Origin of the sequence: Pseudomonas sp. MWU16-30323, from assembly GCF_020515595.1 — a bacterium.
In the GTDB taxonomy this organism is placed as follows: Bacteria; Pseudomonadota; Gammaproteobacteria; order Pseudomonadales; family Pseudomonadaceae; genus Aquipseudomonas; species Aquipseudomonas yamanorum.
The window spans coordinates 19,468-45,658 of sequence record NZ_JAIWYM010000030.1; the positions used below are offsets into that span (position 1 = coordinate 19,468).

General features: G+C 59.0%; 21 protein-coding genes. 17 read left to right on the forward strand and 4 right to left on the reverse strand.

What is annotated here, in order from left to right:
* The first annotated feature begins 179 nt into the window (after window positions 1–179).
* The gene (locus LIY45_RS25230; protein ID WP_226477993.1) at window positions 180–1,823 is read left to right on the forward strand and encodes a Na+/H+ antiporter; all 1,644 of its coding nucleotides are present in this window, start codon (window positions 180–182) and stop codon (window positions 1,821–1,823) included.
* Window positions 1,824–1,847: 24 nt separating this feature from the next.
* Here LIY45_RS25230 and LIY45_RS25235 read toward each other — a convergent pair whose 3' ends face one another.
* From LIY45_RS25235 to map, 4 genes are all read right to left on the reverse strand, one after another.
* Window positions 1,848–2,576: a M12 family metallopeptidase gene (locus tag LIY45_RS25235; RefSeq protein WP_226477994.1), complete on the reverse strand. Its 729-nt coding sequence runs from the start codon at window positions 2,574–2,576 to the stop codon at window positions 1,848–1,850.
* A 139-nt stretch (window positions 2,577–2,715) separates the two neighbouring features.
* Window positions 2,716–3,915 (reverse strand): succinyldiaminopimelate transaminase, encoded by a 1,200-nt coding sequence (gene dapC / locus LIY45_RS25240; RefSeq protein WP_226477995.1) that lies wholly within the window; start codon window positions 3,913–3,915, stop codon window positions 2,716–2,718.
* Between the two features lie 46 nt (window positions 3,916–3,961).
* A complete protein-coding gene (locus LIY45_RS25245) occupies window positions 3,962–6,664 on the reverse strand; it encodes a [protein-PII] uridylyltransferase (RefSeq protein ID WP_226477996.1) in 2,703 nt (900 codons plus the stop codon).
* 62 nt (window positions 6,665–6,726) lie between these two features.
* On the reverse strand, window positions 6,727–7,509 hold the full coding sequence (gene map, locus LIY45_RS25250; RefSeq protein ID WP_226477997.1) for a type I methionyl aminopeptidase: 783 nt from the start codon (window positions 7,507–7,509) through the stop codon (window positions 6,727–6,729).
* 385 nt (window positions 7,510–7,894) lie between these two features.
* Here map and rpsB point away from each other — a divergent pair, with 385 nt between their 5' ends.
* From rpsB to dnaE, 16 genes are all read left to right on the forward strand, one after another.
* Window positions 7,895–8,632 (forward strand): 30S ribosomal protein S2, encoded by a 738-nt coding sequence (rpsB, locus tag LIY45_RS25255; protein WP_003219330.1) that lies wholly within the window; start codon window positions 7,895–7,897, stop codon window positions 8,630–8,632.
* A 192-nt stretch (window positions 8,633–8,824) separates the two neighbouring features.
* Window positions 8,825–9,688 carry a translation elongation factor Ts gene (gene tsf / locus LIY45_RS25260; protein WP_008432237.1) on the forward strand — a complete coding sequence of 288 codons (864 nt, stop codon included), beginning with the start codon at window positions 8,825–8,827 and terminating at the stop codon, window positions 9,686–9,688.
* A 210-nt stretch (window positions 9,689–9,898) separates the two neighbouring features.
* The gene (gene pyrH, locus LIY45_RS25265; RefSeq protein ID WP_003219327.1) at window positions 9,899–10,642 is read left to right on the forward strand and encodes a UMP kinase; all 744 of its coding nucleotides are present in this window, start codon (window positions 9,899–9,901) and stop codon (window positions 10,640–10,642) included.
* Window positions 10,639–11,196 carry a ribosome recycling factor gene (gene frr, locus LIY45_RS25270; protein ID WP_017479414.1) on the forward strand — a complete coding sequence of 186 codons (558 nt, stop codon included), beginning with the start codon at window positions 10,639–10,641 and terminating at the stop codon, window positions 11,194–11,196. The genes pyrH and frr overlap by 4 nt, the downstream gene beginning before the upstream one ends.
* A gap of 17 nt (window positions 11,197–11,213) precedes the next feature.
* Window positions 11,214–11,969, forward strand: a complete 756-nt coding sequence (uppS, locus tag LIY45_RS25275; protein WP_003219323.1) for a polyprenyl diphosphate synthase — start codon at window positions 11,214–11,216, stop codon at window positions 11,967–11,969.
* Window positions 11,969–12,775 carry a phosphatidate cytidylyltransferase gene (locus LIY45_RS25280; RefSeq protein WP_226477998.1) on the forward strand — a complete coding sequence of 269 codons (807 nt, stop codon included), beginning with the start codon at window positions 11,969–11,971 and terminating at the stop codon, window positions 12,773–12,775. The genes uppS and LIY45_RS25280 overlap by 1 nt, the downstream gene beginning before the upstream one ends.
* Window positions 12,772–13,962, forward strand: coding sequence for a 1-deoxy-D-xylulose-5-phosphate reductoisomerase (gene ispC / locus LIY45_RS25285; protein WP_226477999.1), 1,191 nt, complete (start codon window positions 12,772–12,774; stop codon window positions 13,960–13,962). Before LIY45_RS25280 ends, ispC begins: the two co-directional genes overlap by 4 nt.
* A gap of 53 nt (window positions 13,963–14,015) precedes the next feature.
* Window positions 14,016–15,368 (forward strand): sigma E protease regulator RseP, encoded by a 1,353-nt coding sequence (rseP, locus tag LIY45_RS25290; protein WP_017479411.1) that lies wholly within the window; start codon window positions 14,016–14,018, stop codon window positions 15,366–15,368.
* A 74-nt stretch (window positions 15,369–15,442) separates the two neighbouring features.
* The gene (gene bamA / locus LIY45_RS25295; RefSeq protein ID WP_226478000.1) at window positions 15,443–17,830 is read left to right on the forward strand and encodes an outer membrane protein assembly factor BamA; all 2,388 of its coding nucleotides are present in this window, start codon (window positions 15,443–15,445) and stop codon (window positions 17,828–17,830) included.
* Between the two features lie 45 nt (window positions 17,831–17,875).
* Window positions 17,876–18,379, forward strand: coding sequence for an OmpH family outer membrane protein (locus LIY45_RS25300; RefSeq protein WP_003219314.1), 504 nt, complete (start codon window positions 17,876–17,878; stop codon window positions 18,377–18,379).
* 3 nt (window positions 18,380–18,382) lie between these two features.
* Complete coding sequence (gene lpxD, locus LIY45_RS25305) at window positions 18,383–19,438, forward strand: UDP-3-O-(3-hydroxymyristoyl)glucosamine N-acyltransferase (protein ID WP_226478001.1); 1,056 nt, start codon at window positions 18,383–18,385, stop codon at window positions 19,436–19,438.
* A 110-nt stretch (window positions 19,439–19,548) separates the two neighbouring features.
* Window positions 19,549–19,989, forward strand: coding sequence for a 3-hydroxyacyl-ACP dehydratase FabZ (fabZ, locus tag LIY45_RS25310; RefSeq protein WP_003172281.1), 441 nt, complete (start codon window positions 19,549–19,551; stop codon window positions 19,987–19,989).
* Window positions 19,986–20,762, forward strand: a complete 777-nt coding sequence (lpxA, locus tag LIY45_RS25315) for an acyl-ACP--UDP-N-acetylglucosamine O-acyltransferase (RefSeq protein ID WP_226478002.1) — start codon at window positions 19,986–19,988, stop codon at window positions 20,760–20,762. The genes fabZ and lpxA overlap by 4 nt, the downstream gene beginning before the upstream one ends.
* A 2-nt stretch (window positions 20,763–20,764) precedes the next feature.
* Complete coding sequence (gene lpxB, locus LIY45_RS25320; RefSeq protein WP_017479408.1) at window positions 20,765–21,904, forward strand: lipid-A-disaccharide synthase; 1,140 nt, start codon at window positions 20,765–20,767, stop codon at window positions 21,902–21,904.
* Entirely contained in the window at window positions 21,901–22,533 is a 633-nt protein-coding gene (gene rnhB, locus LIY45_RS25325; RefSeq protein ID WP_088423009.1) for a ribonuclease HII, read from the forward strand. Before lpxB ends, rnhB begins: the two co-directional genes overlap by 4 nt.
* A gap of 76 nt (window positions 22,534–22,609) precedes the next feature.
* On the forward strand, window positions 22,610–26,131 hold the full coding sequence (gene dnaE, locus LIY45_RS25330) for a DNA polymerase III subunit alpha (RefSeq protein WP_226478003.1): 3,522 nt from the start codon (window positions 22,610–22,612) through the stop codon (window positions 26,129–26,131).
* Window positions 26,132–26,191: the final 60 nt, after the last annotated feature.

Below are 26,191 nucleotides of genomic sequence, written 5' to 3' on the forward strand. Positions count from 1 at the left end.
GGTCAAGGATTATGCCATGGCCAGCGGCTTTCGGCGCCGCTCGTCACACTTACGTTTTGCTCGCGTGCGACTTTTGTGCAAAGGCCATCGCGCAGCATAGGCGGCTAATATGGCACTTCAACGGCGAGTTGTTGCCTGATGTGTGTTGTTGCAAGTTGATTGTCTGGGAATCCCGCGTTATGCAAACCGCCTACACCGTACTTATCCTGCTGATGCTGGTCAGCGTTTCGCGCCTGGTCGGGCGCATCATCCCACTGCCGTTGCCTCTGGTGCAGATTGCCGCCGGCGCCTTGCTGGCGTGGCCGACCCTCGGCCTGCATGTAGCCCTCGATCCCGAGTTGTTTCTTTTCCTGTTTCTGCCGCCGCTGCTGTTCTCCGATGGCTGGCGTATGCCCAAGCGTGAATTGTGGCGCCTGCGCGGGCCGATCCTGACGCTGGCGGTGGGCCTGGTGCTGTTCACCGTGGTCGGTGCCGGTTACTTCATTCACTGGCTGTTGCCGAGTATCCCACTGCCGGTGGCCTTCGCCCTGGCGGCCGTGTTGTCGCCGACGGACGCCGTGGCGGTATCAGCCATTTCCCAGAATCGTCTGCCAACACCGCTGATGCACATGCTTCAGGGCGAGGCGCTGATGAATGACGCCTCGGGCCTGGTGACCTTCAAGTTCGCCCTGGTGGCGGCGGTGACCGGGGTGTTTTCCCTGGCGAATGCCAGCCTGACGTTTGTGCTGGTGGCCGTCGGTGGCCTGGCCATTGGCGTGGCCTTGAGCTGGCTGGTGGGTCGCTTGCGGTCCTGGATGATCGCCCGGGGCTGGGACGACCCGGCGACGCATGTGGTGTTCATGTTGCTGCTGCCGTTTGCGGCCTACGTGCTGGCCGAACGCCTTGGCGCCTCGGGCATCTTGTCGGCGGTGGCCGCGGGGATGATGCAAAGCTGGCTCGACCTGCTGCCGCGCCAGACCAGCACCCGGTTGCTCAACCGCAGTGTCTGGTCGCTGTTGGAGTTTGCGTTTAACGGCTTGATCTTCCTGCTGCTGGGACTGCAATTGCCGGACATCATCAAGGCGGTGGTCAGTCACGAGCCGACGTTGTGGCCGACTTTGTTGTATCGCTGCCTGGACGTGATCGCGATTTTCCTGGTGCTGGTGGTGTTGCGGTTTATCTGGGTGCAGAGCATCTGGCGGCTGTCGGGTTTATTGCGCCGGATTCGTGGGAAAAGTGAACTGACACTGGTGCCCACCGCGCGGTCCTGCTGGCTGCTGACCGTCGGTGGCGTACGCGGTGCCGTGACCTTGGCCGGTGTGATGTCGGTACCGTTACTACTTGCGCCGGGGCAGGATTTTCCCGAGCGCGACCTGCTGATCTTCATCGCCGCCGGTGTGATCCTGTTGTCACTGGTCGCGGCCTGCATCGCTTTGCCGCTGCTGTTACGCGGCATCGAGAAGAGCCCGGATGAGAAGCGCCACAATGAAGTGCGCGAGGCCTGGAAGAAGACTGCCGTGGCTGCTATCCACGCACTCGAAACCGAAGAGCCTGCTGAAGCGGCACCTCTGGATGCCGCCCAGGCAGCCTTGGCCACCGAGCTCAAGGCGCGGTTGATGTCGGAGTATCGTCATCAACTGGAAGTGTTCAACGATTCGGCCGAAGCCCAGGCGCTGGCGCTGCAGATGGATCAACTGGAGCGCAAGTTGCGGCTCAAGGCCCTGCGGGCGCAGCGTCTGGAACTGTATAGCCTGAGCCGTCACCACCAGATTGGTGATGACGTGCTGCGAGAGGTGTTGGCCGACCTGGATATGAGTGAGGCGAACTTGGGGACTTTAAAGTAGTTGATCTTCCCGATTGGGGATTTTTCAATGCTTTAACTTATAGAGTTCGTTGGCGAGCTGTTTGTCACCTTCGGATAATTTGTCGTTTACGCCAAACATCGTTTTCTTACTAAGGTCCTCATTTTCGGGAAACTTATAATGCATCACCGAATTAGGGTCGTAAGGCGTTACCTTGGCACCTGTGGCTGGGAATTTATTAAAGGTGGCGTCTAAGACTTGATCAACAGGATACCCTCTGTTCTCAGCTCTGCGCGTTACCTCGGCTTTATCCCAATTTGTTTTGGCATCCGGGTGTTGGTGTTCGTGTTCCAGCCCCAGCGCATGGCCGAATTCATGCAAGGCGGTAGCGTAAAGATCTTTTGTGTTGTCGGTCCTGTCCAGATGCATTGTGGGCTGGCTCTTGTTCACATTATTGGCCTCAGTACCTAACGAGGACCAATTACCTTCGATATTCGGGTCATCGGATATTCGTATTTGACCGTTATTGCCTTGTACAAATTTTACGTTGAGCGACGGGGTCTCTCGAATCCATTCACAGATCGCTTGCTTTATCACGCGCTCGCTATTTTCATTCTGAATATCAAGGCCGACAGTGAGGGTTCCACTTGGCCATAGTGCGTTAGGGGCCGCGATGCCACGTCTATTTCGCCCTACGGCTTCTGTTTGAGTCTCGCTGAAATTATCTTCGCTAGTCGGATCGTAAGCGCTGGTTGGAAATGAATTTGCGGCAGTGGTAACTGGGTTAAGGGTCATTGTGTAATCCTGCAAGTAGAGTGCATCTAAGTGGCACTTACCGAGGTTTGGTTCCGTTTCGCGATACGGTTTAGGCGCTGACTTGCCAGCGATGGCGCACTTGAAGACGCTATCGCCGGCAAGCCGGCTCCTACAGGGTTTACCGGCGACGCTGAATAAAATCGCGAATCCGCATCGCCGCTTCCACGCACTCCGCCAACGGCGCGACCAGCGCCAGGCGCACACGCCCGGCGCCCGGGTTGACCCCGTCCACTTCCCGCGACAGGTACGAGCCCGGTACCACGGTCACGTGTTCTTCCACGAACAAGTCACGGCAGAACGCGGCATCGTCGCGCTTCACGTTCGGCCACAGGTAGAAGCCGCCGTCGGGGTTTTGCACGTCCAGCACCGGCTTGAGGATCGCCAGTACGGCATCGAACTTCTCCCGGTACAGATCGCGGTTGGCCTGCACGTGGGCTTCGTCCTGCCAGGCGGCGATACTCGCCAGTTGGGTTTGCACCGGCATCGCGCAGCCGTGGTAAGTGCGGTACAGCAGGAAACCCTTGAGAATCTGCGCATCACCGGCCACAAAACCCGAACGCAGGCCCGGCAGGTTGGAGCGTTTGGACAGGCTGTGGAACACCACGCAGCGCTTGAAGTCCTGGCGACCCAGTTCGACGCAGGCGCTGAGCAGGCCCGGCGGTGGGGTTTGTTCGTCGAAGTACAACTCGCTGTAGCACTCGTCGGCGGCGATTACGAAGTCGTATTCGTCGGCCAGGGCGATCAGCTTTTTCAGGGTGTCGACGGGGATCAATGCGCCGGTCGGGTTGCCTGGCGAGCACAGGAACAGGATCTGGCAGCGTTTCCAGATGTCCGGCGATACGGCGTCGAAATCCGGGTTGAAGCCGTTTTCATCCAGGCACGGCAGGTAGTGCGGCTTGGCCCCGGCGAGGAACGCAGCGCCTTCGTAGATCTGGTAGAACGGGTTCGGGCTGACCACCAGCGCGTCGTCACCACGGTTGACCACGGTCTGGGTGAAGGCGAACAGCGCTTCACGGGTGCCGTTCACCGGCAGGATGTTGCGCGCCGGGTCCAACCAGCCCTTGGGCACGCTGAAACGGCGCTCGCACCAGGCGCCAATGGCTTCGCGCAGGGCGGGAATGCCCAGGGTGGTGGGGTACACCGCCATCTGGTCCAGGTTGTTGGCCAGCGCGTCGGCGACGAACTGCGGAGATTTATGCTTCGGCTCGCCGATGGAGAGGGCGATCGGACGCTTGTCCGGGTTCGGCGTGACGCTGCCCAGCAGGACGCGCAATTTCTCGAACGGGTAGGGCTGCAACTGGTTCAGGGCATTGTTCATCGATAAATCTCGTTCAATTCATTGGAAGCTGAAAATGGTCGGTCGGTCAGATGCTCAAGCGTGACGTCTCGACGCCGGTCTCCTGATTGACGCTCAACTGCTGGACGATGGCTTCCTGCAAGCGTCGGCACAGTTCGGGGTCGGAAAGCGGCTGGTTGTCGGCATCGGTAATGAAGAACACGTCTTCCACCCGTTCGCCCAGGGTCGCAATCTTGGCGTTCTGCAACGACAGGTCGAACTCCAGGAAGATCGTGCCGATCCGCGCCAACAGGCCTGGGCGGTCCGGCGCGCTGAGTTCCAGCACCGTCACCGGGCGTTGGGCATCGTTGTGGATGGTCACCTCGGGGGCAAACGCAAAGTGCTTGAGCTGGCGCGGTACCCGGCGCTGGATGATGGTCGGGTAGTCGTCAGGGTTGCGCAGCGCGTCGGTGAGGCCTTTGCGGATCTTTTTCACTCGCTCCGGGTTGTCGCCGATGGACTCGCCTTCCGTGTCGAGCACGATGTAGGTGTCGAGGGTGAACTGGCTGCTGGAGGTGATGACCCGGGCGTCGTGAATGTTCAGGTTGAGCTGGTCCATCGCGGCCACGGTCACGGCGAAGAAGTCGTGCTGGTCGGGTGCGTAGATGAAGATCTGCGTACCGCCTTCGAACTCGCGCTGGGTGGTTTCCTTGATCAGCACCAGCGGCCCGCCATCGGCCGGCTGCTGCAGGATCGCGTCGCTGTGCCAGGCCACGTCGCCGGCGGTGTGGCGCAGGAAGTAGTCGTCCCCCAGTTGCGACCAGAGTTGCTCGACGTCGTCCGGGTCGTTGCCGCCACGCACCAGAATATCCAGGGCCGCGCTTTGGGTGCGGCGGATCTGCTCTTCACGGTCCACCGGGTTCTCCAGGCCGCGACGCAGCGCGCGCTTGGTCTCGGTGTAGAGCTGGCGCAACAGGCTGGCGCGCCAGGAATTCCATAGCGTCGGGTTGGTGGCGTTGATGTCGGACACGGTGAGCACGTACAGGTAGTCGAGACGGGTTTCGTCGCCGACGGCCTGGGCGAAATCATGGATCACCTGCGGGTCGGACAAGTCCTTGCGCTGGGCGGTGGTGGACATCACCAGGTGGTTTTGCACCAGCCACACAATCAGCCGGCTGTCCCAAAGTGGCAACTGATGACGCTGGCAGAACGCCTCGGCATCCACCGCGCCAATTTCCGAGTGGTCACCGTGGCGGCCCTTGCCGATGTCGTGGTACAGGCCGGCGAGGTAGATCAATTCCGGCTTGGGCAGGCGCGCCATGAGCTTACTGGCCAGCGGGAATTTCTCTGACACCTGGGTGTACTGCAACTTACGCAGGTGCTTGATCAGGTTCAGGGTGTGGGCGTCCACCGTATAGATGTGGAACAGGTCGTGCTGCATCTGCCCGACGATAAAGCCGAACTCCGGCAGGTAACGTCCCAGGATCCCGTAGCGGTTCATGCGCCGCAGGTTGCGGTGGATGCCGATCTTGCACTTGAACAGCTCGATAAACAGGCTGGTGTTGCGAATGTCGTTACGGAAGTCGTCGTCGATCAGGTGACGGTTTTCCCGCAGCAAGCGAATGGTGTCGGCGCGCACGCCCTTGATTTCCGGCTGTTGGGCCATCAACACGAAGATTTCCAGCATGGCGAACGGCGTGCGTTTGAACACGTTGTCGTTGCGAGCCTCGATGTAGCCATCGTGGAGCTGGAAGCGCGAGTTGATCGGCTGTGGCGGTGCTTCGTTTTCCGGGGCCAGGATCACTTCTTCGAAGTGCTGGATGATCAGGTCGCTGAGCTGGGCAATGCTCATTACCACACGGTAGTACTGCTGCATGAAGCTTTCGATGCTGGTCTTCGCGTCTTCGCCTTCAAACCCCAGCAGGGTCGCGATGGAGCGCTGGTGGTCGAACAGCAGGCGGTCTTCGGAGCGACCGGCCAGCATGTGCAACGCGTAGCGCACTTTCCACAGGAATTCCTGGGAGGAGGCCAGCAAGGCGTTTTCGCTCTCTACCAGGAAGCCTTCCCCGGCCAGGGCGCGCAGGTTCAGGGTGCCGTATTGACGGCGGGCAACCCACAAAATCGTCTGGATATCCCGCAGCCCGCCCGGGGAGCCTTTGACGTTGGGTTCCAGGTTGTATTCGGTGTCGTTGTACTTGTGGTGCCGGGCCTTCTGCTCGGCGCGCTTGGCCAGGAAGAAGTCCTTGCTCGGCCACATGTGCGCGGTGCTGGTGACTTCCAGCATGCGCTGGCGCAGGCGCTCGGGGCCGGCGATGGTGCGGCTTTCCATCAGGTTGGTGATCACCGTCAGGTCGGCGCGGGCTTCCTCGGCGCATTCGTCCACCGAGCGCACGCTTTGGCCGACTTCCAGGCCAATGTCCCACAGCAACGTCAGAAAACGCTCGATGGAGTCGCGGAAAATTTCGTGATCGGCACTGTCCAGCAAAATCAGCAGGTCGATATCGGAGTAGGGGTGCAGTTCACCACGGCCGTAGCCGCCTACCGCCACCAGGGCGATATCGGCGTCTTCACTCCAGCTGAACTGTTCCCAGGCCTTTTGCAGGATGTTGTCGACGAACCAGGCGCGGTCCTCGATCAGCCGTCGGATATCCCGGCCCGTACGAAAGCGCCCGTCGAGCACCTCGCGGGCCTGACGAATGGCCTTCTTGAAGGCGGCGATGGGGCTGGCCTTCAGCGCCAGTTCCGCCTGGAACTGGCCGCGGTCGAAGAGTTCGGGATCCACCTGGGGCATCGATCGGTTTTCCTTTCTATCTATGGGTCACAGCGTTGCTAATTAGAAAACCGGTGCAAACATTACGCCGAAACGCGGGGAATCGTGTCGTCGGCCCGCAGAGTGAAGATCTCGTAGCCGGTGTCGGTGACCAGCAGGGTGTGTTCCCACTGCGCCGAGAGCTTGCGGTCCTTGGTGATGGCGGTCCAGCCGTCGCCCAGTACCTTGGTGTCGGCCTTGCCCTGGTTGATCATCGGCTCGATGGTGAAGGTCATGCCTGCCTTCAGCTCCATGCCGGTGCCGGCGCGGCCGTAGTGCAGGATCTGTGGCTCTTCGTGGAATACCTTGCCGATGCCGTGGCCGCAGAATTCGCGCACCACCGAGAAGCCGTTCTTTTCAGCGTGCTTCTGGATGATTTCACCGATGTCGCCCAGGCGGCAGCCAGGCTTGACGATCTCGATGGCCTTGTACATGCATTCCTGGGTCACTTGCGACAGGCGCTCGGCCCAGACCGGCACGTTGCCGACGTGGAACATGCGGCTGGTGTCGCCGTGGTAGCCGTCCTTGATGACGGTGACGTCGATGTTCAGGGTATCGCCGTCTTTCAACGGCTTGTCGCCGGGAATCCCGTGGCACACCACGTGGTTGATCGAGGTGCAGATCGACTTGGGGAAGCCCTTGTAGTTCAGTGGGGCAGGGATGGCTTTTTGCACGTCAACGATATAGTCGTGGCAAATGCGGTCCAGCGCTTCGGTGGTGACGCCGGGCTTGACGTGTTCGGCAATCATTTCCAGCACGTCGGCAGCCAACTTGCCGGCAACACGCATGCCAGCGATATCTTCGGCGGTTTTGAGGGTGACGGTCATACAGGCTCTCTCTAGCGCGACGCGCTGAAATCAATACGGTTTACGGGTGTGCGATAAAAGGTTGCAGAATTCGCACAAGCCCAAAAAACGCGATTCTAGCAGACGCAGGGGTGAAACCATGAGCGTCTGGCGATCGCTTCTGTCTATAAGGTTGGGGGCATTCTGGCTCTATTCAAAGGCTTAGGCAAAAGCGACTGACGGCAAATGTGATTGCGGGTTTCGTTTTTGCAAGCTCTGTGGTATAAAATGCGCCGCTTTCCGGGGATACCCCGCAAAGCTTAAATCCACACACGTGTCGACACGATGACCTGGGTGCCGGAGGCGAATGCCACTGGTTGGTCATTGGGATACGTGGAGGCCAAACCCGACTTATTAAGGAACTATCATGTCCCAAGTCAACATGCGCGATATGCTGAAGGCCGGTGTGCACTTCGGTCACCAGACCCGTTACTGGAACCCGAAAATGGGTAAGTACATTTTCGGCGCGCGTAACAAGATCCACATCATCAACCTTGAAAAAACCCTGCCAATGTTCAACGAAGCTCTGACTTTCGTAGAACGCCTGGCCCAGGGCAAAAACAAGATTCTGTTCGTCGGCACCAAGCGTTCCGCTGGCAAGATCGTTGCTGAAGAAGCAGCACGTTGCGGTTCGCCGTACGTCGATCACCGCTGGTTGGGCGGCATGCTGACCAACTTCAAAACCATCCGTGCTTCCATCAAGCGTCTGCGTGACCTTGAAGTGCAAGCCGAAGACGGTACTTTCGCCAAGCTGACCAAGAAAGAGGCGCTGATGCGCACTCGCGACCTGGAAAAGCTCGATCGTTCCCTGGGTGGTATCAAGGACATGGGCGGTCTGCCTGACGCACTGTTCGTTATCGACGTTGATCACGAGCGCATCGCGATCACCGAAGCTAACAAGCTGGGTATCCCGGTTATCGGCGTAGTCGATACCAACAGCAGCCCGGAAGGCGTTGACTACATCATCCCAGGCAACGATGACGCAATCCGCGCTATCCAGCTATACATGGGTTCGATGGCTGACGCTGTAATCCGTGGTCGCAACCACGTTGCTGGCGGCACCGAGCAGTTCGTTGAAGAAGCTCCGGTAGCAGCAGCTGAGTAACTGACGCCTTGGCGTTGACTCAGTAAGCAAAAAGGGGGCTTGGCCCCCTTTTTGCCACCTCGAAAACCATTTGTCGGCAGCGCAGCTACAACATCTGTAACGTGCAGCGGCCTACAAGGGTGGTTCGGGAAGAATTGATCGCCCGTTCAATCGGGTGGAATGGTTGAAAACCTATCCAAGAGGATTTTGAAAATGGCAGAGATTACTGCAGCGTTGGTTAAAGAACTGCGTGAGCGTACCGGCGAAGGCATGATGGATTGCAAAAAGGCCTTGACCAAGGCCGGCGGCGACATCGAAAAAGCCATTGATGACATGCGTGCTTCGGGCGCTATCAAGGCTGCCAAGAAAGCAGGCAACGTCGCTGCTGAAGGCGCTATCGCAATCAAGGAAGACGGCAAATCCGCCGTTATCCTGGAAGTTAACTCGCAGACCGACTTCCTGGCTCTGCAAGACGACTTCAAAAACTTCGTCGCTGCCAGCGTTGAAAAAGCGTTCGCTGACAAACTGACCGACGCCGCTCCGCTGATCGAAGCTCAAGAAGCTGATCGTCTGGTTCTGGTAGGTAAAGTAGGCGAGAACGTTAACATTCGTCGTCTGACCCGCGTTGAAGGCGATGTTGTGGGTGCTTACCTGCACGGCAACAAGATCGGTGTTGTGGTTGCCCTGAAAGGCGGCAACGTTGAACTGGCCAAAGACATCGCTATGCACGTAGCGGCCAGCAACCCTGAATTCCTGCTGCCATCGGAAGTTTCTGCTGAAGCCATCGAACGCGAGAAAGCCGTGTTCCTGCAGCTGAACGAAGAAAAAATCAAAGGCAAGCCTGAAAACATCGTTGAAAACATGGTTAAAGGCCGCATCAGCAAGTTCCTGGCTGAGGCTTCCCTGGTTGAGCAGGCGTTCGTCAAGAACCCTGAAATCAAGGTTGGCGAACTGGCCAAGAAAGCCGGTGCTGAAATCGTTTCCTTCACCTACTACAAAGTAGGCGACGGCATCGAGAAGCCGGTCGACAACTTCGCTGAAGAAGTTGCTGCCCAGCTGGCTGCCACCAAGAAGTAAGACGGTTTTTAACTGTCGCCCAAAAGAGGCTGCCCGCTTACGCGCGCAGCCTCTTTTCAAATGGGGTGATCAATTTTATTGGTTTCCCTTTGGAACTGGCTTACAAAGCCGTGTTCCGATGGCGCTGTGACAGCGTCAAGCTAGAGTGAACGCAGGCCGTAAACGGCTTGCCAAGAATTTTCAAAAAATACGCCGCAGGAGAGATTCGCAATGGCTCAGCAGGGCAGTGGTCATCAGGCTCGCTATAAACGCATTCTACTCAAGCTTAGCGGCGAGGCCCTGATGGGCTCGGAAGAGTTTGGGATCGATCCCAAGGTGCTCGATCGCATGGCGCTGGAAGTCGGCCAGTTGGTCGGTATCGGTGTTCAGGTCGGTCTGGTGATCGGCGGCGGCAACCTGTTCCGCGGTGCGGCGCTGAGCGCTGCCGGCATGGATCGGGTGACAGGCGACCACATGGGCATGCTGGCCACTGTGATGAACGCCCTGGCGATGCGTGACGCCCTCGAGCGCGCCAATATCACCGCTATCGTGATGTCGGCTATTTCCATGGTTGGCGTAACGGATCACTATGATCGTCGCAAAGCCATGCGCCACCTGGATGCCAAGGAAGTAGTGATTTTTGCTGCCGGTACTGGCAACCCGTTCTTTACCACCGATTCGGCAGCCTGCCTGCGTGGTATCGAGATCAACGCGGACGTGGTGCTCAAGGCCACCAAGGTTGACGGTGTTTACACTGCAGACCCATTCAAAGACCCGCATGCCGAGAAGTTCGATCATCTGACTTATGATGAAGTACTGGATCGCAAGCTGGGTGTGATGGACCTGACGGCTATTTGCTTGTGCCGCGACCACAAGATGCCGCTGCGCGTATTTAACATGAACAAGCCCGGCGCCCTGCTGAACATCGTACATGGCGGCGCGGAAGGGACTCTGATCGAGGAAATCGAACAATGATCAACGAAATCAAGAAAGACGCTCAAGAGCGCATGCACAAATCCCTGGAGTCTCTGAACCATGCATTTGGTCAGATTCGTACCGGCAAGGCCCACCCAAGCATTCTGGGCAGCGTGATGGTGCCGTACTACGGCGCTGATACCTCCATCACCCAAGTGGCCAACATCACTGTTAAAGATTCGCGCACCCTGCAGGTCGTGGCTTTTGAGCGCAACATGCTTGGCGCCGTCGACAAGGCGATCCAGAGCGCCGGCCTGAACCTCAATCCGACCAACCTGGGCGAATTGCTGCTGATCTCCATGCCTGCCCTGACCGAAGAAACCCGCAAGGGCTTCACCAAGCAGGCACGTAGCGCCGCAGAAGATGCGCGCGTTGCCGTGCGCAACATTCGTCGTGATGCCCTGGGTGACCTGAAGAAGCTGGTCAAGGACAAGGAAATCAGCGAAGACGAAGAGCGTCGTGCCGTCGCCGATATCGATAAGCTGACTAAAGATGCCGAGGCCCAGATCACCAAGGCCACGGAAGATAAAGAAAAGGACCTGATGGCCGTATAAGGGGTCAGGACGCCTTCATGGAAAAGACCAAGCAGACTGTGCCCTCCGTGGTGCCGCGCCATGTCGCGATCATCATGGACGGGAATAATCGCTGGGCGAAGAAGCGCTTTATGCCAGGCGTTGCCGGGCATAAAGCGGGTGTCGATGCTGTGCGTGCCGTGATCGAGGTGTGTGCCGAGGCCAAGGTCGAGGTGTTGACCCTGTTCGCGTTCTCCAGTGAAAACTGGCAGCGCCCGGCCGAGGAAGTCAGTGCCTTGATGGACCTGTTCTTCAAGGCATTGCGTCGTGAGGCCAAGCGCCTGAACGAGAACAACATCAGCCTGCGCATCATCGGCGACCGTTCGCGGTTCCATCCGGAACTGCAAGCGGCCATGCGCGAAGCTGAGGCGATCACTGCCGGCAGTAACCGTTTTGTGCTGCAGATCGCGGCCAACTACGGCGGCCAGTGGGATATTGCCCAGGCAGCGCAGCGCCTGGCGCGGGAAGTGCAGGCCGGCCATCTGCGCCCGGAAGACATCACGCCCGAGCTGTTACAAACCTGTCTGGTGACCGGCGACCTGCCATTACCCGACCTGTGTATTCGTACCGGTGGCGACCATCGCATCAGCAACTTCCTGTTGTGGCAGTTGGCCTATACCGAACTGTACTTCTCCGACCTGTTCTGGCCGGACTTCAAACACGATGCCATGCGCAATGCGCTGGCCGATTTCGCTTCCCGTCAGCGTCGCTTCGGTAAAACGAGCGAGCAGATCGAAGCTGGAGCCCGGGTTTAATGCTTAAACAACGAATCATCACGGCGCTGATCCTGCTGCCTATTGCCCTGTGCGGGTTTTTCCTGCTTGAAGGTGCAAGCTTCGCGCTGTTCATTGGCCTGGTGGTGACGCTGGGTGCCTGGGAATGGGCGCGCCTGGCGGGTTTCGCCGCGCAGTTGCCGCGTGTGGTGTACGCCGCTGTCGTGGCGCTGTTGATGTTCCTGATGTACATCCTGCCGGACTTGGCACCCTGGGTACTGGGTGCGGCGGTATTGTGGTGGGCGTTGGCGACCTATCTGGTGCTGACGTATCCGGGCACCAGCGGCCACTGGTCCAGCGTCGCCTGCAAACTGGTGATCGGTCTTTTGATTTTGCTGCCTGCCTGGCAGGGTCTGGTCTACATCAAGCAGATGCAGTTGGGTAACTGGCTGATCATGGCGGTGATGGTGTTGGTGTGGGGGGCTGATATCGGCGCCTACTTCTCTGGTCGTGCCTTCGGCAAGCGCAAGCTGGCGCCGGCTGTCAGTCCGGGTAAAAGCTGGGAAGGCGTGTATGGCGGCCTGGCCTTGACCCTGGTGATTACCCTGGTGGTCGGTGTGGTGCGTGGCTGGACCGTCAAGGAAATGCTCCTGTCCCTGGTGGGGGCGGCCGTGGTCGTGTTCATCTCGGTGGTCGGTGACCTGACCGAAAGCATGTTCAAGCGGCAGGCCGGGATCAAGGACAGCAGTAACCTGCTGCCGGGTCACGGTGGCGTGCTTGACCGTATCGACAGCCTGACGGCCGCGATCCCGATCTTTGCCGTGCTGCTGTGGATGGCTGCCTCGTGAGTCGCCTGCAGCAGGTGACCGTGCTGGGTGCCACCGGCTCGGTGGGGCTAAGCACCCTGGATGTGATTGCCCGTCATCCCGAGCGTTATCAAGTATTCGCATTGACCGGCTTCAGTCGCCTGAGCGAACTGCTGGCACTGTGTGTACGGCACGCGCCGCAATACGCAGTGGTGCCCGAAGCGGCAGTTGCACGTGGTTTGCAGGATGACCTGCGCGCTGCGGGCCTGGCGACTCAGGTGCTGGTGGGGGAGGAGGGGTTGTGCCAGGTTTCGGCTGACCCTGATGTCGACACCGTCGTCGCGGCGATTGTCGGCGCTGCCGGCTTGCGTCCGACCCTGGCCGCCGTTGATGCAGGCAAGAAGATTCTGCTGGCCAATAAAGAAGCGCTGGTGATGTCCGGTGCGCTCTTTATGCAGGCGGTGCGCAAGAGCGGCGCCGTGCTGCTGCCGCTGGACAGCGAACACAACGCGATTTTCCAATGCATGCCCGGTGATTTTGCCCGTGGGCTGAGCCAGGTCGGTGTACGCCGTATTCTGCTGACAGCTTCTGGCGGTCCTTTCCGGCAGACACCGTTGGCCGATCTGGAGCATGTTTCTCCCGACCAGGCATGTGCTCATCCGAACTGGTCCATGGGGCGCAAGATCTCGGTGGACTCGGCGAGCATGATGAACAAGGGCCTGGAGCTGATCGAGGCCTGCTGGCTGTTCGATGCCCGGCCGGATCAGGTCGAGGTGGTGATCCACCCGCAAAGTGTGATTCATTCCCTGGTGGATTACGTGGATGGCTCGGTATTGGCCCAGTTGGGCAATCCGGACATGCGCACGCCGATCGCCAATGCCCTGGCGTGGCCGGAGCGGATTGATTCGGGTGTTGCGCCGTTGGATCTGTTTGCCATTGCCCGTCTGGACTTCGAAGCGCCCGACGAGCAACGCTTCCCTTGCCTGCGTCTTGCGCGGCAAGCTGCCGAGGCAGGTAACAGCGCCCCGGCGATGCTGAATGCGGCCAATGAAGTGGCGGTGGCGGCGTTTCTGGACCGGCGCATCCGCTTTCCGCAGATCGCGAGTATGATCGAAGACGTTTTAAACCTTGAACCCGTCGTCGCCGTGAATGATCTGGGCGCGGTGTTCGAAGCGGATGCAAAGGCCCGGGCCTTGGCTGAGCAGTGGTTGAACCGCAATGCGCGTTAGTCTTCAGGCGTGTTTGAGCCTTCAGGCACTGGATTGAAAGGCGGAGAAATTAGATGAGTGCGCTCTACATGATTGTCGGCACCCTGGTTGCTCTGGGTGTGCTGGTCACCTTCCACGAGTTCGGCCATTTCTGGGTCGCGCGTCGTTGCGGCGTCAAGGTGCTGCGCTTCTCCGTAGGCTTCGGCATGCCGTTGCTGCGCTGGCACGACCGTCGTGGCACCGAGTTTGTGATTGCGGCCATCCCGTTGGGCGGCTACGTCAAGATGCTCGATGAGCGCGAAGGTGAAGTGCCGGCTGATCAGTTGGACCAATCCTTCAATCGCAAGACCGTTCGTCAGCGCATTGCCATCGTCGCGGCAGGCCCGATCGCCAACTTCCTGTTGGCGATGGTGTTTTTCTGGGTCCTGGCGATGCTGGGTAGCCAGCAAGTGCGTCCGGTCATTGGTGCGGTCGAGGCAGACAGCATGGCGGCCAAGGCGGGCCTGACCGCCGGGCAAGAAATTGTTGCAGTTGATGGCGAACCCACTACCGGCTGGGGGGCGGTCAATTTGCAGTTGGTGCGTCGCCTGGGTGAAAGCGGCATCGTGAAGTTGGTGGTACGCGAGCAGGACTCCACCACTGAAACGCCGCGCGAGCTGACCCTGGACCACTGGCTGAAAGGCTCCGATGAGCCTGATCCGATCAAATCCCTGGGCATCCGTCCATGGCGCCCGGCGTTGCCGCCGGTGCTGGCAGAGCTGGATCCGAAGGGGCCGGCCCAGGCCGCAGGTCTGAAAACCGGCGATCGCCTGTTGGCCCTCGATGGCCAGGCACTGAATGACTGGCAGCAGGTGGTCGACCTGGTGCGTGTGCGTCCAGATACCAAAATTGTGCTGAAAGTTGAGCGCGATGGTGCTCAAATCGACGTCCCTGTGACCCTGGCGGTTCGCGGGGAAGCCAAGGCCGCCGGGGGTTACCTGGGCGCCGGGGTGAAAGGTGTCGAGTGGCCACCCTCGATGGTGCGAGAGGTCAGCTACGGGCCGTTGGCGGCCATTGGCGAGGGGGCGAGACGCACCTGGACCATGAGTGTGCTGACCCTCGATTCCCTCAAGAAAATGTTGTTCGGCGAGCTCTCGGTAAAAAACTTGAGTGGACCGATAACCATTGCTAAAGTGGCGGGCGCTTCTGCCCAGTCGGGCGTTGTAGATTTCCTGAATTTCCTGGCTTATCTGAGTATTAGCCTTGGGGTTCTGAATTTGTTGCCCATTCCAGTATTGGATGGGGGGCATCTGTTGTTTTATCTGGTCGAGTGGGCGCGTGGTCGCCCCTTGTCGGATCGGGTGCAGGGTTGGGGGATACAGATCGGTATCAGTTTGGTGGTCGGGGTGATGTTGTTAGCTCTGGTCAACGATCTGGGACGACTGTAACGCTTCGCTGAATTGCGAATCTGCCGCATTTTGCGGCAGTTTGTTTATTGCCAGTTGGAATAAGAAAGGACTTCATGAAACGTCTGCTGCTAACTGCGGTTCTCACCGTATTGATGATCGCCGAAGTTCACGCCGAGTCCTTCACCATCTCCGATATTCGCGTCAACGGCCTCCAGCGGGTTTCCGCGGGTAGCGTCTTTGGTGCCTTGCCGTTGAACGTCGGGGAACAGGCTGATGACCGTCGCCTGGTGGAATCCACTCGTGCGCTGTTCAAAACCGGGTTCTTTCAAGATATCCAACTGGGTCGCGAAGGGAACGTCCTCGTCATCACCGTCGTCGAGCGGCCTTCTGTCGCCAGTATCGAGATCGAAGGCAACAAGGCGATCTCCACTGAAGACCTGATGAAAGGCCTCAAGCAATCGGGCCTTGCCGAAGGCGAGATCTTCCAGCGTGCCACCCTCGAAGGCGTGCGTAACGAGCTGCAACGCCAGTACGTTGCCCAGGGCCGTTACTCGGCAACCGTCGAGACCGAAGTGGTACCGCAGCCGCGTAACCGCGTCGGCCTGAAGGTCAACATCAACGAAGGCACCGTGGCGGCGATCCAGCACATCAACGTGGTGGGTAACACCAAGTTCTCCGATGATGACCTGATCGACCTGTTCGAGCTCAAGACCACCAACTGGTTGTCGTTCTTCAAGAACGATGACAAGTACGCCCGCGAAAAACTGTCCGGTGACCTGGAGCGCCTGCGTTCCTACTACCTGGACCGTGGCTATATCAACATGGATATCGCTTCGACCCAGGTGTCCATCACCCCGGACAAGAAGCACGTCTATATCACCGTCAACGTCAACGAAGGCGAGAAGTACAAGGTTCGTGACGTCAAGCTCAGCGGTGACTTGAAAGTGCCTGAAGACCAGGTCAAGTCCCTGCTGCTGGTGCAGAAAGATCAGGTGTTCTCGCGCAAGCTGATGACCACCACGTCCGAACTGATCACCCGTCGCCTGGGTAACGAAGGCTATACCTTCGCCAACGTCAACGGCGTACCGACCCCGCACGACGAAGACCATACCGTAGACATCACCTTCGTCGTAGATCCGGGCAAGCGTGCCTACGTGAACCGCATCAACTTCCGTGGCAACACCAAGTCGGCTGACGAAGTGCTGCGTCGCGAAATGCGTCAGATGGAAGGTGGCTGGGCGTCGACTTACCTGATCGACCAGTCCAAGGTTCGCCTCGAGCGCCTGGGCTTCTTTAAGGAAGTCAACGTCGAAACCCCGGCTGTACCGGGCGTGGATGACCAGGTTGACGTGAACTACGCCGTAGAAGAGCAAGCTTCCGGTTCGATTACCGCCAGCGTCGGTTTCGCCCAGAGTGCCGGTCTGATCCTCGGTGGTTCGATCACCCAGAACAACTTCCTCGGTACCGGTAACAAGGTTTCCATCGGCCTGACCCGAAGCGAATACCAGAGCCGTTATAACTTCGGTTATGTCGACCCCTACTGGACTGCTGACGGTGTGAGCCTGGGCTACAACGCCTTCTACCGCACCACCGACTACAAAGACCTCGACGTCGACGTTGCAAGCTATGCCATCGACAGCTTCGGTGTGGGTGCCAACATTGGTTACCCGATCAGTGAGACCTCGCGTCTGACCTTCGGCCTGACCGCGCAACAGGACAAGATCAAGACCGGTGTGTACACCGTGGATGAGATCTTCAACTTCGTGCGTAAAGAAGGCGACCAGTTCCTGAACTTCAAGGCTTCGGCCGGCTGGTCGGAATCGACCCTGAACAAAGGTGTGTTGGCGACCCGCGGCCATTCCCAGAGCCTGACCTTGGAAGCCACCACGCCGGGCAGCGACCTGTCGTTCTTCAAACTCGACTACCGTGGCCAGTTGTTCCAGCCTTTGAGCGAAAACTACACCATGCGCCTGCACACCGAGTTGGGTTATGGCGACGGTTATGGTTCTACCAGCGGCTTGCCGTTCTATGAGAACTACTATGCCGGTGGTTTCAACTCGGTACGTGGCTTCAAGGACAGCACCCTGGGGCCTCGTGGTACACCGAGCCGTGGTGAGGCTGTAACGGGTAACCAAGGTACAGTGGATGACTCGGACCAAAAACCGCTGCCATTCGGTGGTAACGTATTGATCCAGGGTGGTGCTGAGATTCTGTTCCCGCTGCCATTCGTGAAAGATCAACGTTCCCTGCGTACTTCGGTCTTCTGGGATGTGGGTAACGTGTTCGACTCCAAGTGTGAACAGGTCACCAACCCGAATGGCTCGAAGTCCAACACCCAGTGTAACGATGTGAGCTTCAGCAACCTGGCAAGCTCTGTCGGTGTCGGTGTGACTTGGGTTACCGCTCTTGGCCCGTTGAGCTTTGCTCTGGCCATGCCGGTCAAGAAACCGGATAACGCTGAAACCCAGATTTTCCAATTCTCCCTCGGCCAGACGTTCTAAGCGTCTGACCCAAGATAATGACAACGGATTCTGTAGGAGTGCATCGTGCGTAAGTTGACTCAATTGGTTCTCCTGGCGACTGTCCTGGTAGCGACCCCGGCCTTTGCCGAAATGAAGATTGCTGTTCTGAACTATCAGATGGCCCTGCTGGAATCCGATGCGGCCAAGAAATACGCCGTGGATGCCGAGAAGAAATTCGGTCCTCAGCTGACCAAGCTGAAGACGCTGGAAAGCAGCGCCAAGGGCATCCAGGATCGTCTGGTAGCCGGTGGCGACAAGATGCAGCAAGGCGAGCGCGAGCGTCTGGAGCTTGAATTCAAGCAAAAGGCCCGTGACTACCAGTTCCAGTCCAAGGAACTGAACGAAGCCAAGGCTGTTGCTGACCGCGAAATGCTCAAGCAGCTCAAGCCGAAACTCGACAGCGCTGTGGAAGAAGTCATCAAGAAAGGTGCCTTTGACCTGGTATTCGAACGCGGTGCAGTCATCGACGTTAAACCTCAGTACGACATCACCCGTCAGGTGATCGAGCGCATGAATCAGCTGAAGTAAGCCATGACTGCGACTATGAAGCTCGGCCAATTGGCCGAGTTCCTGGGGGCCACCTTGCGTGGCTCTCCGGAGAAGGAAATCACTGGGCTAGCCACCTTGCAGGAGGCTGGCCCAGCTCAGTTGAGCTTCCTGGCAAATCCCCAATACCGTAAATACCTGGGCGACAGCCACGCCGCGGCCGTGTTGCTGAAGGCTGCTGATGCCGAAGGGTTTGCCGGGGATGCGCTGGTTGTTGCCGACCCGTACCTGGCGTATGCCCGGGCATCGCACCTGTTCGATCCAAAACCCAAGGCAGCCGCCGGTATCCATCCTTCGGCGGTGATCGCGGATGACGCGCAGGTTGATCCTGCCGCGAGCATCGGTGCTTTTGTGGTGATCGAAAGCGGCGCCCGTATCGGACCGGGCGTAACGGTGGGTGCTCAGTGCTTTATCGGCGCCCGCAGCGAGATTGGTGCCGGTGGCTGGCTGGCCCCGCGTGTGACCCTGTACCACGACGTGCGTATTGGTGAGCGTGTGGTGATTCAGTCAGGTGCCGTGATCGGCGGCGAGGGCTTCGGCTTCGCTAACTCGAAGGGTGTCTGGCACAAGATTGCCCAAGTGGGCGGTGTGTTGATCGGCGATGACGTTGAAATTGGCGTCAACACTGCCGTTGACCGCGGGGCATTGGCCGATACCGTCATTGGTAACGGCGTGAAACTGGATAACCAGATTCAGATCGCCCACAACGTGCAGATTGGCGATCACACCGCCATGGCCGCCTGCGTGGGGATCTCCGGCAGCACCAAGATCGGCAAGCATTGCATGCTCGCCGGCGGTGTTGGCCTGGTGGGCCATATCGAAGTGTGCGACAACGTATTCATCACCGGCATGACCATGGTGACCCATTCGATTACCGAACCTGGGTCTTATTCATCCGGTACGGCCATGCAGCCTGCGGCCGAATGGCGCAAGAGCGCGGCGCGTCTGAGGCAGCTCGACGATATCGCTCGGCGCCTGAAACATCTGGAAAAGCGTGTTGGGGACGTGACCCCTGGCGGTAATGCTTCATCAGATGGCTGATACCATTTCCATATCAAGTGTGCACAGCCGCTAGACTGCCTCCTTGATTTGCTAGAGGGGCGTGCCTTAGTCCGCACGCTCCCAATCTTTATTACAGGCTTCCCCCCGAAATGATGGACATCAACGAGATTCGCGAATACCTGCCTCACCGTTACCCGTTCCTGCTGGTGGACCGTGTAGTGGACCTCAATGTTGAGGAAAAGCGCATTCGTGCCTACAAGAATGTCAGCATCAACGAACCGTTCTTCAACGGTCACTTCCCTGCGCATCCCATCATGCCGGGCGTATTGATCATCGAAGCGATGGCCCAGGCTGCCGGTATCCTTGGTTTCAAAATGCTCGACCTGAAGCCTGCCGATGGCACGCTCTACTATTTCGTGGGCTCCGACAAACTGCGCTTCCGCAACCCGGTTACCCCGGGTGACCAGTTGATCCTGGAAGCCAAGTTCATCAGCTGCAAGCGCCAGATCTGGAAGTTCGAATGCCAGGCGTCGGTCGACGGCAAGCCGGTGTGCTCGGCTGAAATCATCTGTGCGGAACGCAAACTATGAGTTTGATTGACCCTCGCGCAATCATCGATCCGACGGCCGTACTGGCCGCCGACGTTGAGGTCGGCCCTTGGTCGATCGTCGGCGCAGGTGTGGAAATCGGCGAGGGGACAGTCATCGGGCCGCATGTGATCCTCAAGGGCCCGACGCGCATTGGCAAATACAACCGCATCTATCAGTTCTCATCGATAGGCGAAGACACTCCGGACATGAAGTACAAGGGTGAAGAAACGCGTCTGGTAATCGGTGATCACAACATCATCCGTGAAGGCGTGACCATTCACCGCGGTACCGTTCAGGACCGCGCCGAGACCACCCTGGGTGATCACAATCTGGTGATGGCCTACGCGCACATCGGCCATGACAGCGTCATCGGCAACCACTGCATCCTGGTCAACAACACCGCGTTGGCCGGCCACGTGCACGTTGACGATTGGGCGATCCTGTCCGGCTTCACCCTGGTGCATCAGTACTGCCATATCGGCGCCCACAGCTTTTCCGGCATGGGTACCGCCATTGGCAAGGATGTTCCGGCATTCGTCACGGTATTCGGCAACCCGGCCGAAGCCCGCAGCATGAACTTCGAAGGCATGCGCCGTCGGGGCTTCAGCGAAGACGCCATCCACGCGCTGCGCCGCGCCTACAAGGTGGTTTACCGCCAGGGGTTGACGGTTGACCAGGCGTTGATCGAACTGACGGAGCCCGCCGCATTGTTTCCGGAAGTCGCGATATTCCGTGATTCGATCCAGTCGTCGACTCGCGGCATCACCCGCTGATCATGGCCAAGCTGCGTATAGCGTTGGTGGCCGGAGAAGCTTCCGGCGATATTCTCGGTGCAGGCCTGATGCGGGCCCTCAAGCTCCAGCATCCTGCGGTTGAATTCATCGGTGTCGGCGGTCCACTGATGCAGGCTGAAGGCCTCACGTCCTACTTTCCCATGGAGCGCTTGTCGGTCATGGGCCTGGTGGAAGTGTTGGGTCGGTTGCGTGAGCTGCTGGCTCGGCGCAAAAAGCTGATCCAGACCCTGATCGAAGAAAAGCCCGACGTCTTTATCGGAATCGACGCTCCGGACTTCACCCTCAATATCGAACTCAAGTTGCGTCAGGCCGGGATCAAGACCGTGCATTACGTCAGTCCGTCCGTGTGGGCGTGGCGGCAAAAGCGCGTGCTGAAGATTCGCGAAGGCTGCGACCTGATGCTGACCCTGCTGCCGTTCGAGGCCCGGTTCTACGAAGAGAAGGGCGTGCCGGTGCGGTTTGTCGGCCACACCCTGGCCGACACTATCCCGCTTCAGGCGGATCGTGGTGCGGCGCGTGCCGAACTGGGCTTGGCTGACGGGCCGTTGGTCGCCTTGATGCCGGGTAGCCGTGGTGGCGAAGTCGGTCGTCTCGGCGCGCTGTTCTTTGATGCTGCCGAACGTCTGCAGGCGCTGAAACCGGGCGTACGCTTCGTATTGCCATGCGCCAGTCCTCAGCGCCGTGCACAAATTGAAGAATTGCTGGTAGGGCGCAACTTGCCGTTGACCCTGCTCGACGGCGGCTCGCACCTGGCCCTGGCTGCCTGCGATGCGGTACTGATCGCGTCCGGCACCGCGACCCTCGAGGCCTTGCTCTACAAGCGCCCGATGGTCGTTGCCTATCGCCTGGCGCCGCTGACCTACTGGATTCTCAAGCGTATGGTCAAAAGCCCCTACATCTCCCTGCCCAATTTGCTGGCCCAGCGTCTGTTGGTGCCCGAGTTGTTGCAGGACGAAGCGACGCCTGAGGCGTTGGCGCAAACCATGCTTCCGTTGATCGATGGCGGCGAAGAGCAGACCCGTGGTTTCGACGAAATCCACCGCACCTTGCGTCGTGATGCGTCGAACCAGGCGGCAGATGCTGTGCTGACCTTGATCGGCCATAAACAGGAAACCCTATGAAGACGCAAATGGGCCTGGATTTCAGCCTGGTCGCCGATGCCCTTGATCTGGTAGCCGGTGTTGACGAAGTCGGTCGCGGCCCGCTGTGTGGCGCAGTCGTCACCGCCGCAGTGATTCTCGACCCGAACCGCCCGATCCTCGGCCTGAACGATTCGAAGAAGCTCACCGAAGCCCGTCGAGAAAAACTCTACGACGAGATCTGTGAGAAAGCCCTGAGCTGGCACATCGCTCGGGCTGAGGTTGAAGAAATCGACGAACTGAACATCCTGCACGCCACCATGCTGGCCATGCAGCGCGCTATTGAAGGCCTGCACATCACGCCCAAAATGGCGATGATCGACGGCAACCGCTGCCCGAAGCTGACGATGCCGGCTGAAGCGGTGGTCAAGGGTGATAGCAAGGTGCCGGCGATTGCCGCTGCATCGATCCTGGCCAAGGTCAGCCGTGACCGTGAGATGGCGGCTTTTGAATTGATCTACCCAGGCTACGGCATTGGCGGGCACAAAGGTTATCCAACGCCCGTTCATCTGGAAGCTTTGGCGCGGCTGGGCCCGACCCCGATCCACCGCCGTTCGTTTGCCCCGGTTCGCCAGGCTTACGAAGCGCGGGAGAGTCTCAGCGAGGTTTAGTCGCGAGGCTGATGTTTTGCTCAAGGCCCGGTACAATCCGGGCCTTGTTGTCTCCACGTTTTTAGACAGGATCACTATGCCGGCTTCATTCGTTCACCTGCGCCTGCACACTGAATACTCCCTGGTCGACGGCCTGGTACGGATCAAACCCCTGGTCAAAACCCTGGTGGGCATGAACATGCCTGCCGTGGCGGTGACTGACCAGAACAACATGTGCTCCCTGGTCAAGTTCTACAAGGCCGCCATGGGCGCCGGCATCAAGCCGATCTGCGGCGCCGACCTGTGGCTGTCGAACAAAGACCCGGATAACCCATTGAGCCGCATCAGCCTGTTGGCGATGAACGGCGTGGGTTATCGCAACCTCACCGAACTGATTTCCCGTGGCTTCATCGATGGCCAGCGCAACGGCTCGATCATCATCGAGCGCGAATGGGTGGCCGAGGCCAGCGAAGGGCTGATCATGCTCTCGGCGGCCAAAGAGGGTGAGATCGGCATCGCGCTGTTAGGCGGCAATCCCCACGAGGCAGAAGTGCTGGCCCGTGAGTGGATGGAGGTGTTCCCCAACCGTTTCTACCTGGAAATCCAGCGTACCAACCGCCCCAACGATGAAGAGCAGTTGCACGCCGCCGTAGCCCTGGCTGAAAAGCTTGGCGCGCCGCTGGTGGCGACCAACGATGTGCGCTTTATCAAGAAGGAAGACTTCGAGGCCCACGAAACTCGCGTATGCATCGGCGAAGGCCGGGCGCTGGACGATCCGCGTCGCTCGAAAAACTACAGCGAAGAGCAGTACCTCAAAAGCGCCGATGAAATGGCCGAGCTGTTCAGTGACCTGCCCGAGGCCCTGGAAAACTCCGTCGAAATTGCCAAGCGCTGCAATATTGAAGTGAAGCTGGGCAAGCACTTCCTGCCCAACTTCCCGATCCCCGATGGCATGACCATCGACGAGTATTTCCGCAAGGTGTCCTTCGACGGCCTGGAGGAACGCCTGAGCGTCCTGCTGCCCAAGGACACCACTGAAGATTACGACGCCAAGCGCCAGGTCTACGTCGACCGGCTGAATTTCGAGCTGGATATCATTATCCAGATGGGGTTCCCCGGTTACTTCCTGATCGTAATGGACTTTATCCAGTGGGCCAAAAGCAACGGCGTGCCGGTGGGCCCAGGCCGTGGATCGGGTGCCGGGTCGCTGGTGGCCTATGTGCAGAAGATCACTGACCTCGACCCGCTGGAATATGACCTGCTGTTCGAACGTTTCCTTAACCCGGAACGGGTATCGATGCCCGACTTCGACGTCGACTTCTGCATGGATGGTCGCGACCGGGTTATTGAGTACGTGGCCGAGAAATACGGCCGCAATGCGGTAAGCCAGATCATCACCTTCGGTTCCATGGCGGCGAAAGCGGTAATCCGCGACGTGGCCCGGGTGCAGGGCAAGTCCTACGGCCTGGCTGACCGACTGTCGAAGATGATTCCATTCGAAGTCGGCATGACCCTGGAAAAAGCCTACGAGCAGGAAGAAATCCTGCGGGACTTCATCAAGGTCGATGAAGAAGCGGCCGAAATCTGGGACATGGCGCGCAAGCTCGAAGGCGTGGTGCGTAACGTCGGCAAACACGCCGGTGGTGTGGTTATCGCGCCTACCAAGCTGACTGACTTTTCGCCGATCTATTGCGACGAAGAAGGCGACGGCCTGGTAACCCAGTTCGACAAGGATGACGTGGAGGCGGCCGGCCTGGTGAAGTTCGACTTCCTCGGCCTGCGGACCCTGACGATCATCGACTGGGCGCTGAAGACCATCAATCGCGATCGTGCCAAGGTCAACGAGCCACCGTTGGATATCGCGTTTATCCCGCTGGACGACAAGCCGACCTACAGCCTGCTGCAAAAGGCTGAAACCACGGCCGTGTTCCAGCTTGAATCCCGCGGCATGAAAGAGCTGATCAAAAAGCTCAAGCCCGACTGCCTGGAAGACTTGATCGCACTGGTGGCCCTGTTCCGTCCGGGCCCGCTGCAATCAGGCATGGTGGATGACTTCATCAACCGTAAGCACGGGCGTGCCGAACTGGCTTACCCGCACTCCGACTACCAGTACGAAGGCCTCAAACCGGTGCTGGCACCGACCTACGGCATCATCCTGTATCAAGAACAGGTGATGCAGATTGCTCAGGTCATGGCCGGTTATACCCTTGGCGGCGCGGATATGCTGCGTCGAGCCATGGGTAAGAAAAAGCCCGAGGAAATGGCCAAGCAGCGCGGTGGCTTCATTGAGGGTTGCGCCACCAACAACATCGACGCCGACCTGGCCGGTAACATCTTCGACCTGGTAGAGAAATTCGCCGGTTACGGCTTCAACAAATCCCACTCCGCCGCCTACGGCCTGGTGTCGTACCAGACGGCCTGGCTGAAGGCTCACTACCCGGCGCCGTTCATGGCCGCGGTACTGTCTGCGGATATGCACAACACCGACAAGGTCGTGACCTTGATCGAAGAAGTGCGGACCATGAAGCTGCGCCTCGACGCGCCGGACGTGAACACCTCCGAGTTCAAGTTCACGGTCAACGACGAAGGCCGCATCATTTATGGCCTCGGTGCGATCAAGGGCGTGGGCGAAGGCCCGGTGGAGGCGATTACCGAGGCGCGTCAGGACGGGCCGTTCAAGGACCTGTTCGACTTCTGCGCCCGGGTCGACCTCAAGCGCATCAACAAACGTACCCTGGATGGCTTGATCCGAAGCGGTGCCCTGGATCGTCTGGGTCCGTACTTCCATGATGAGCCAAAGGCTTACCAGGCCAACATCGACCGCAATCGCGCGGTATTGCTGACCGCCATGGAAGAAGCGATCAAGGCCGCCGAACAGACCGCGCGCACCCACGACAGCGGCCACGCCGACCTGTTTGGCGGGCTGTTCGTCGAAGACGACGCTGACGTCTACGCCAACCATCGCAAGGCCAAGGACCTGACCCTCAAGGAGCGCCTCAAGGGCGAGAAGGACACCCTGGGCCTGTACCTCACTGGTCACCCGATTGACGAATACGAAGGTGAAATCCGGCGTTTCGCCCGCCAGCGCATCATCGACCTGAAGCCGGCGCGGGATACCCAGACCGTCGCGGGCATGATCATCGCGCTGCGGGTGATGAAGAACAAAAAGGGCGACAAGATGGGGTTCATTACCCTTGACGACCGCTCGGGCCGGATCGAAGCGTCGCTGTTTGCCGATGCATTCCACTCCGCCCAGTCGCTGTTGCAGACCGACGCGATGGTGGTGGTGGAGGGGGAGGTCAGCAACGACGACTTCTCCGGCGGCCTGCGCCTGCGGATCAAGCGCGTGATGAGCATGGAAGATGCGCGCACCAACCTGGCCGAAAGCCTGCGCTTGAAAGTCAAGACCGATGCGCTCAAAGGCGATCAGCTACGCTGGTTGGGTGACTTGCTTAAACGCCACCGTGGCGCCTGCCCGGTGACCATGGAGTACACCCGCGACGATGCCAAGGCGATGTTGCAGTTTGGTGAGACGTGGCGAATTGATCCCGCTGATGGCTTGATTCAAGCATTGCGTGACCAGTTCGGGCGTGACAACGTCTTCCTCCAATACCGTTGACGGTCAGGCCGTACAAAGAACGCCTGATCTCGACCGAACATTTAATCTCGACCTAACCGC

Excerpts from the sequence above, each read along its gene's own strand:
- dapC (WP_226477995.1), bottom strand. The coding sequence starts at position 3,915 with ATGAACAATGCCCTGAACCAGTTGCAGCCCTACCCGTTCGAGAAATTG.
- map (WP_226477997.1), bottom strand. The coding sequence starts at position 7,509 with ATGACCGTCACCCTCAAAACCGCCGAAGATATCGCTGGCATGCGTGTT.
- uppS (WP_003219323.1), top strand. The coding sequence starts at position 11,214 with ATGGAAAAGACCAAGCAGACTGTGCCCTCCGTGGTGCCGCGCCATGTC.
- lpxB (WP_017479408.1), top strand. The coding sequence starts at position 20,765 with ATGGCCAAGCTGCGTATAGCGTTGGTGGCCGGAGAAGCTTCCGGCGAT.
- LIY45_RS25245 (WP_226477996.1), bottom strand. The coding sequence starts at position 6,664 with ATGCCCCAGGTGGATCCCGAACTCTTCGACCGCGGCCAGTTCCAGGCG.
- rpsB (WP_003219330.1), top strand. The coding sequence starts at position 7,895 with ATGTCCCAAGTCAACATGCGCGATATGCTGAAGGCCGGTGTGCACTTC.
- frr (WP_017479414.1), top strand. The coding sequence starts at position 10,639 with ATGATCAACGAAATCAAGAAAGACGCTCAAGAGCGCATGCACAAATCC.
- dnaE (WP_226478003.1), top strand. The coding sequence starts at position 22,610 with ATGCCGGCTTCATTCGTTCACCTGCGCCTGCACACTGAATACTCCCTG.
- lpxA (WP_226478002.1), top strand. The coding sequence starts at position 19,986 with ATGAGTTTGATTGACCCTCGCGCAATCATCGATCCGACGGCCGTACTG.
- tsf (WP_008432237.1), top strand. The coding sequence starts at position 8,825 with ATGGCAGAGATTACTGCAGCGTTGGTTAAAGAACTGCGTGAGCGTACC.
- LIY45_RS25235 (WP_226477994.1), bottom strand. The coding sequence starts at position 2,576 with ATGACCCTTAACCCAGTTACCACTGCCGCAAATTCATTTCCAACCAGC.
- pyrH (WP_003219327.1), top strand. The coding sequence starts at position 9,899 with ATGGCTCAGCAGGGCAGTGGTCATCAGGCTCGCTATAAACGCATTCTA.
- fabZ (WP_003172281.1), top strand. The coding sequence starts at position 19,549 with ATGATGGACATCAACGAGATTCGCGAATACCTGCCTCACCGTTACCCG.
- LIY45_RS25280 (WP_226477998.1), top strand. The coding sequence starts at position 11,969 with ATGCTTAAACAACGAATCATCACGGCGCTGATCCTGCTGCCTATTGCC.
- lpxD (WP_226478001.1), top strand. The coding sequence starts at position 18,383 with ATGACTGCGACTATGAAGCTCGGCCAATTGGCCGAGTTCCTGGGGGCC.
- rnhB (WP_088423009.1), top strand. The coding sequence starts at position 21,901 with ATGAAGACGCAAATGGGCCTGGATTTCAGCCTGGTCGCCGATGCCCTT.
- LIY45_RS25230 (WP_226477993.1), top strand. The coding sequence starts at position 180 with ATGCAAACCGCCTACACCGTACTTATCCTGCTGATGCTGGTCAGCGTT.
- bamA (WP_226478000.1), top strand. The coding sequence starts at position 15,443 with ATGAAACGTCTGCTGCTAACTGCGGTTCTCACCGTATTGATGATCGCC.
- rseP (WP_017479411.1), top strand. The coding sequence starts at position 14,016 with ATGAGTGCGCTCTACATGATTGTCGGCACCCTGGTTGCTCTGGGTGTG.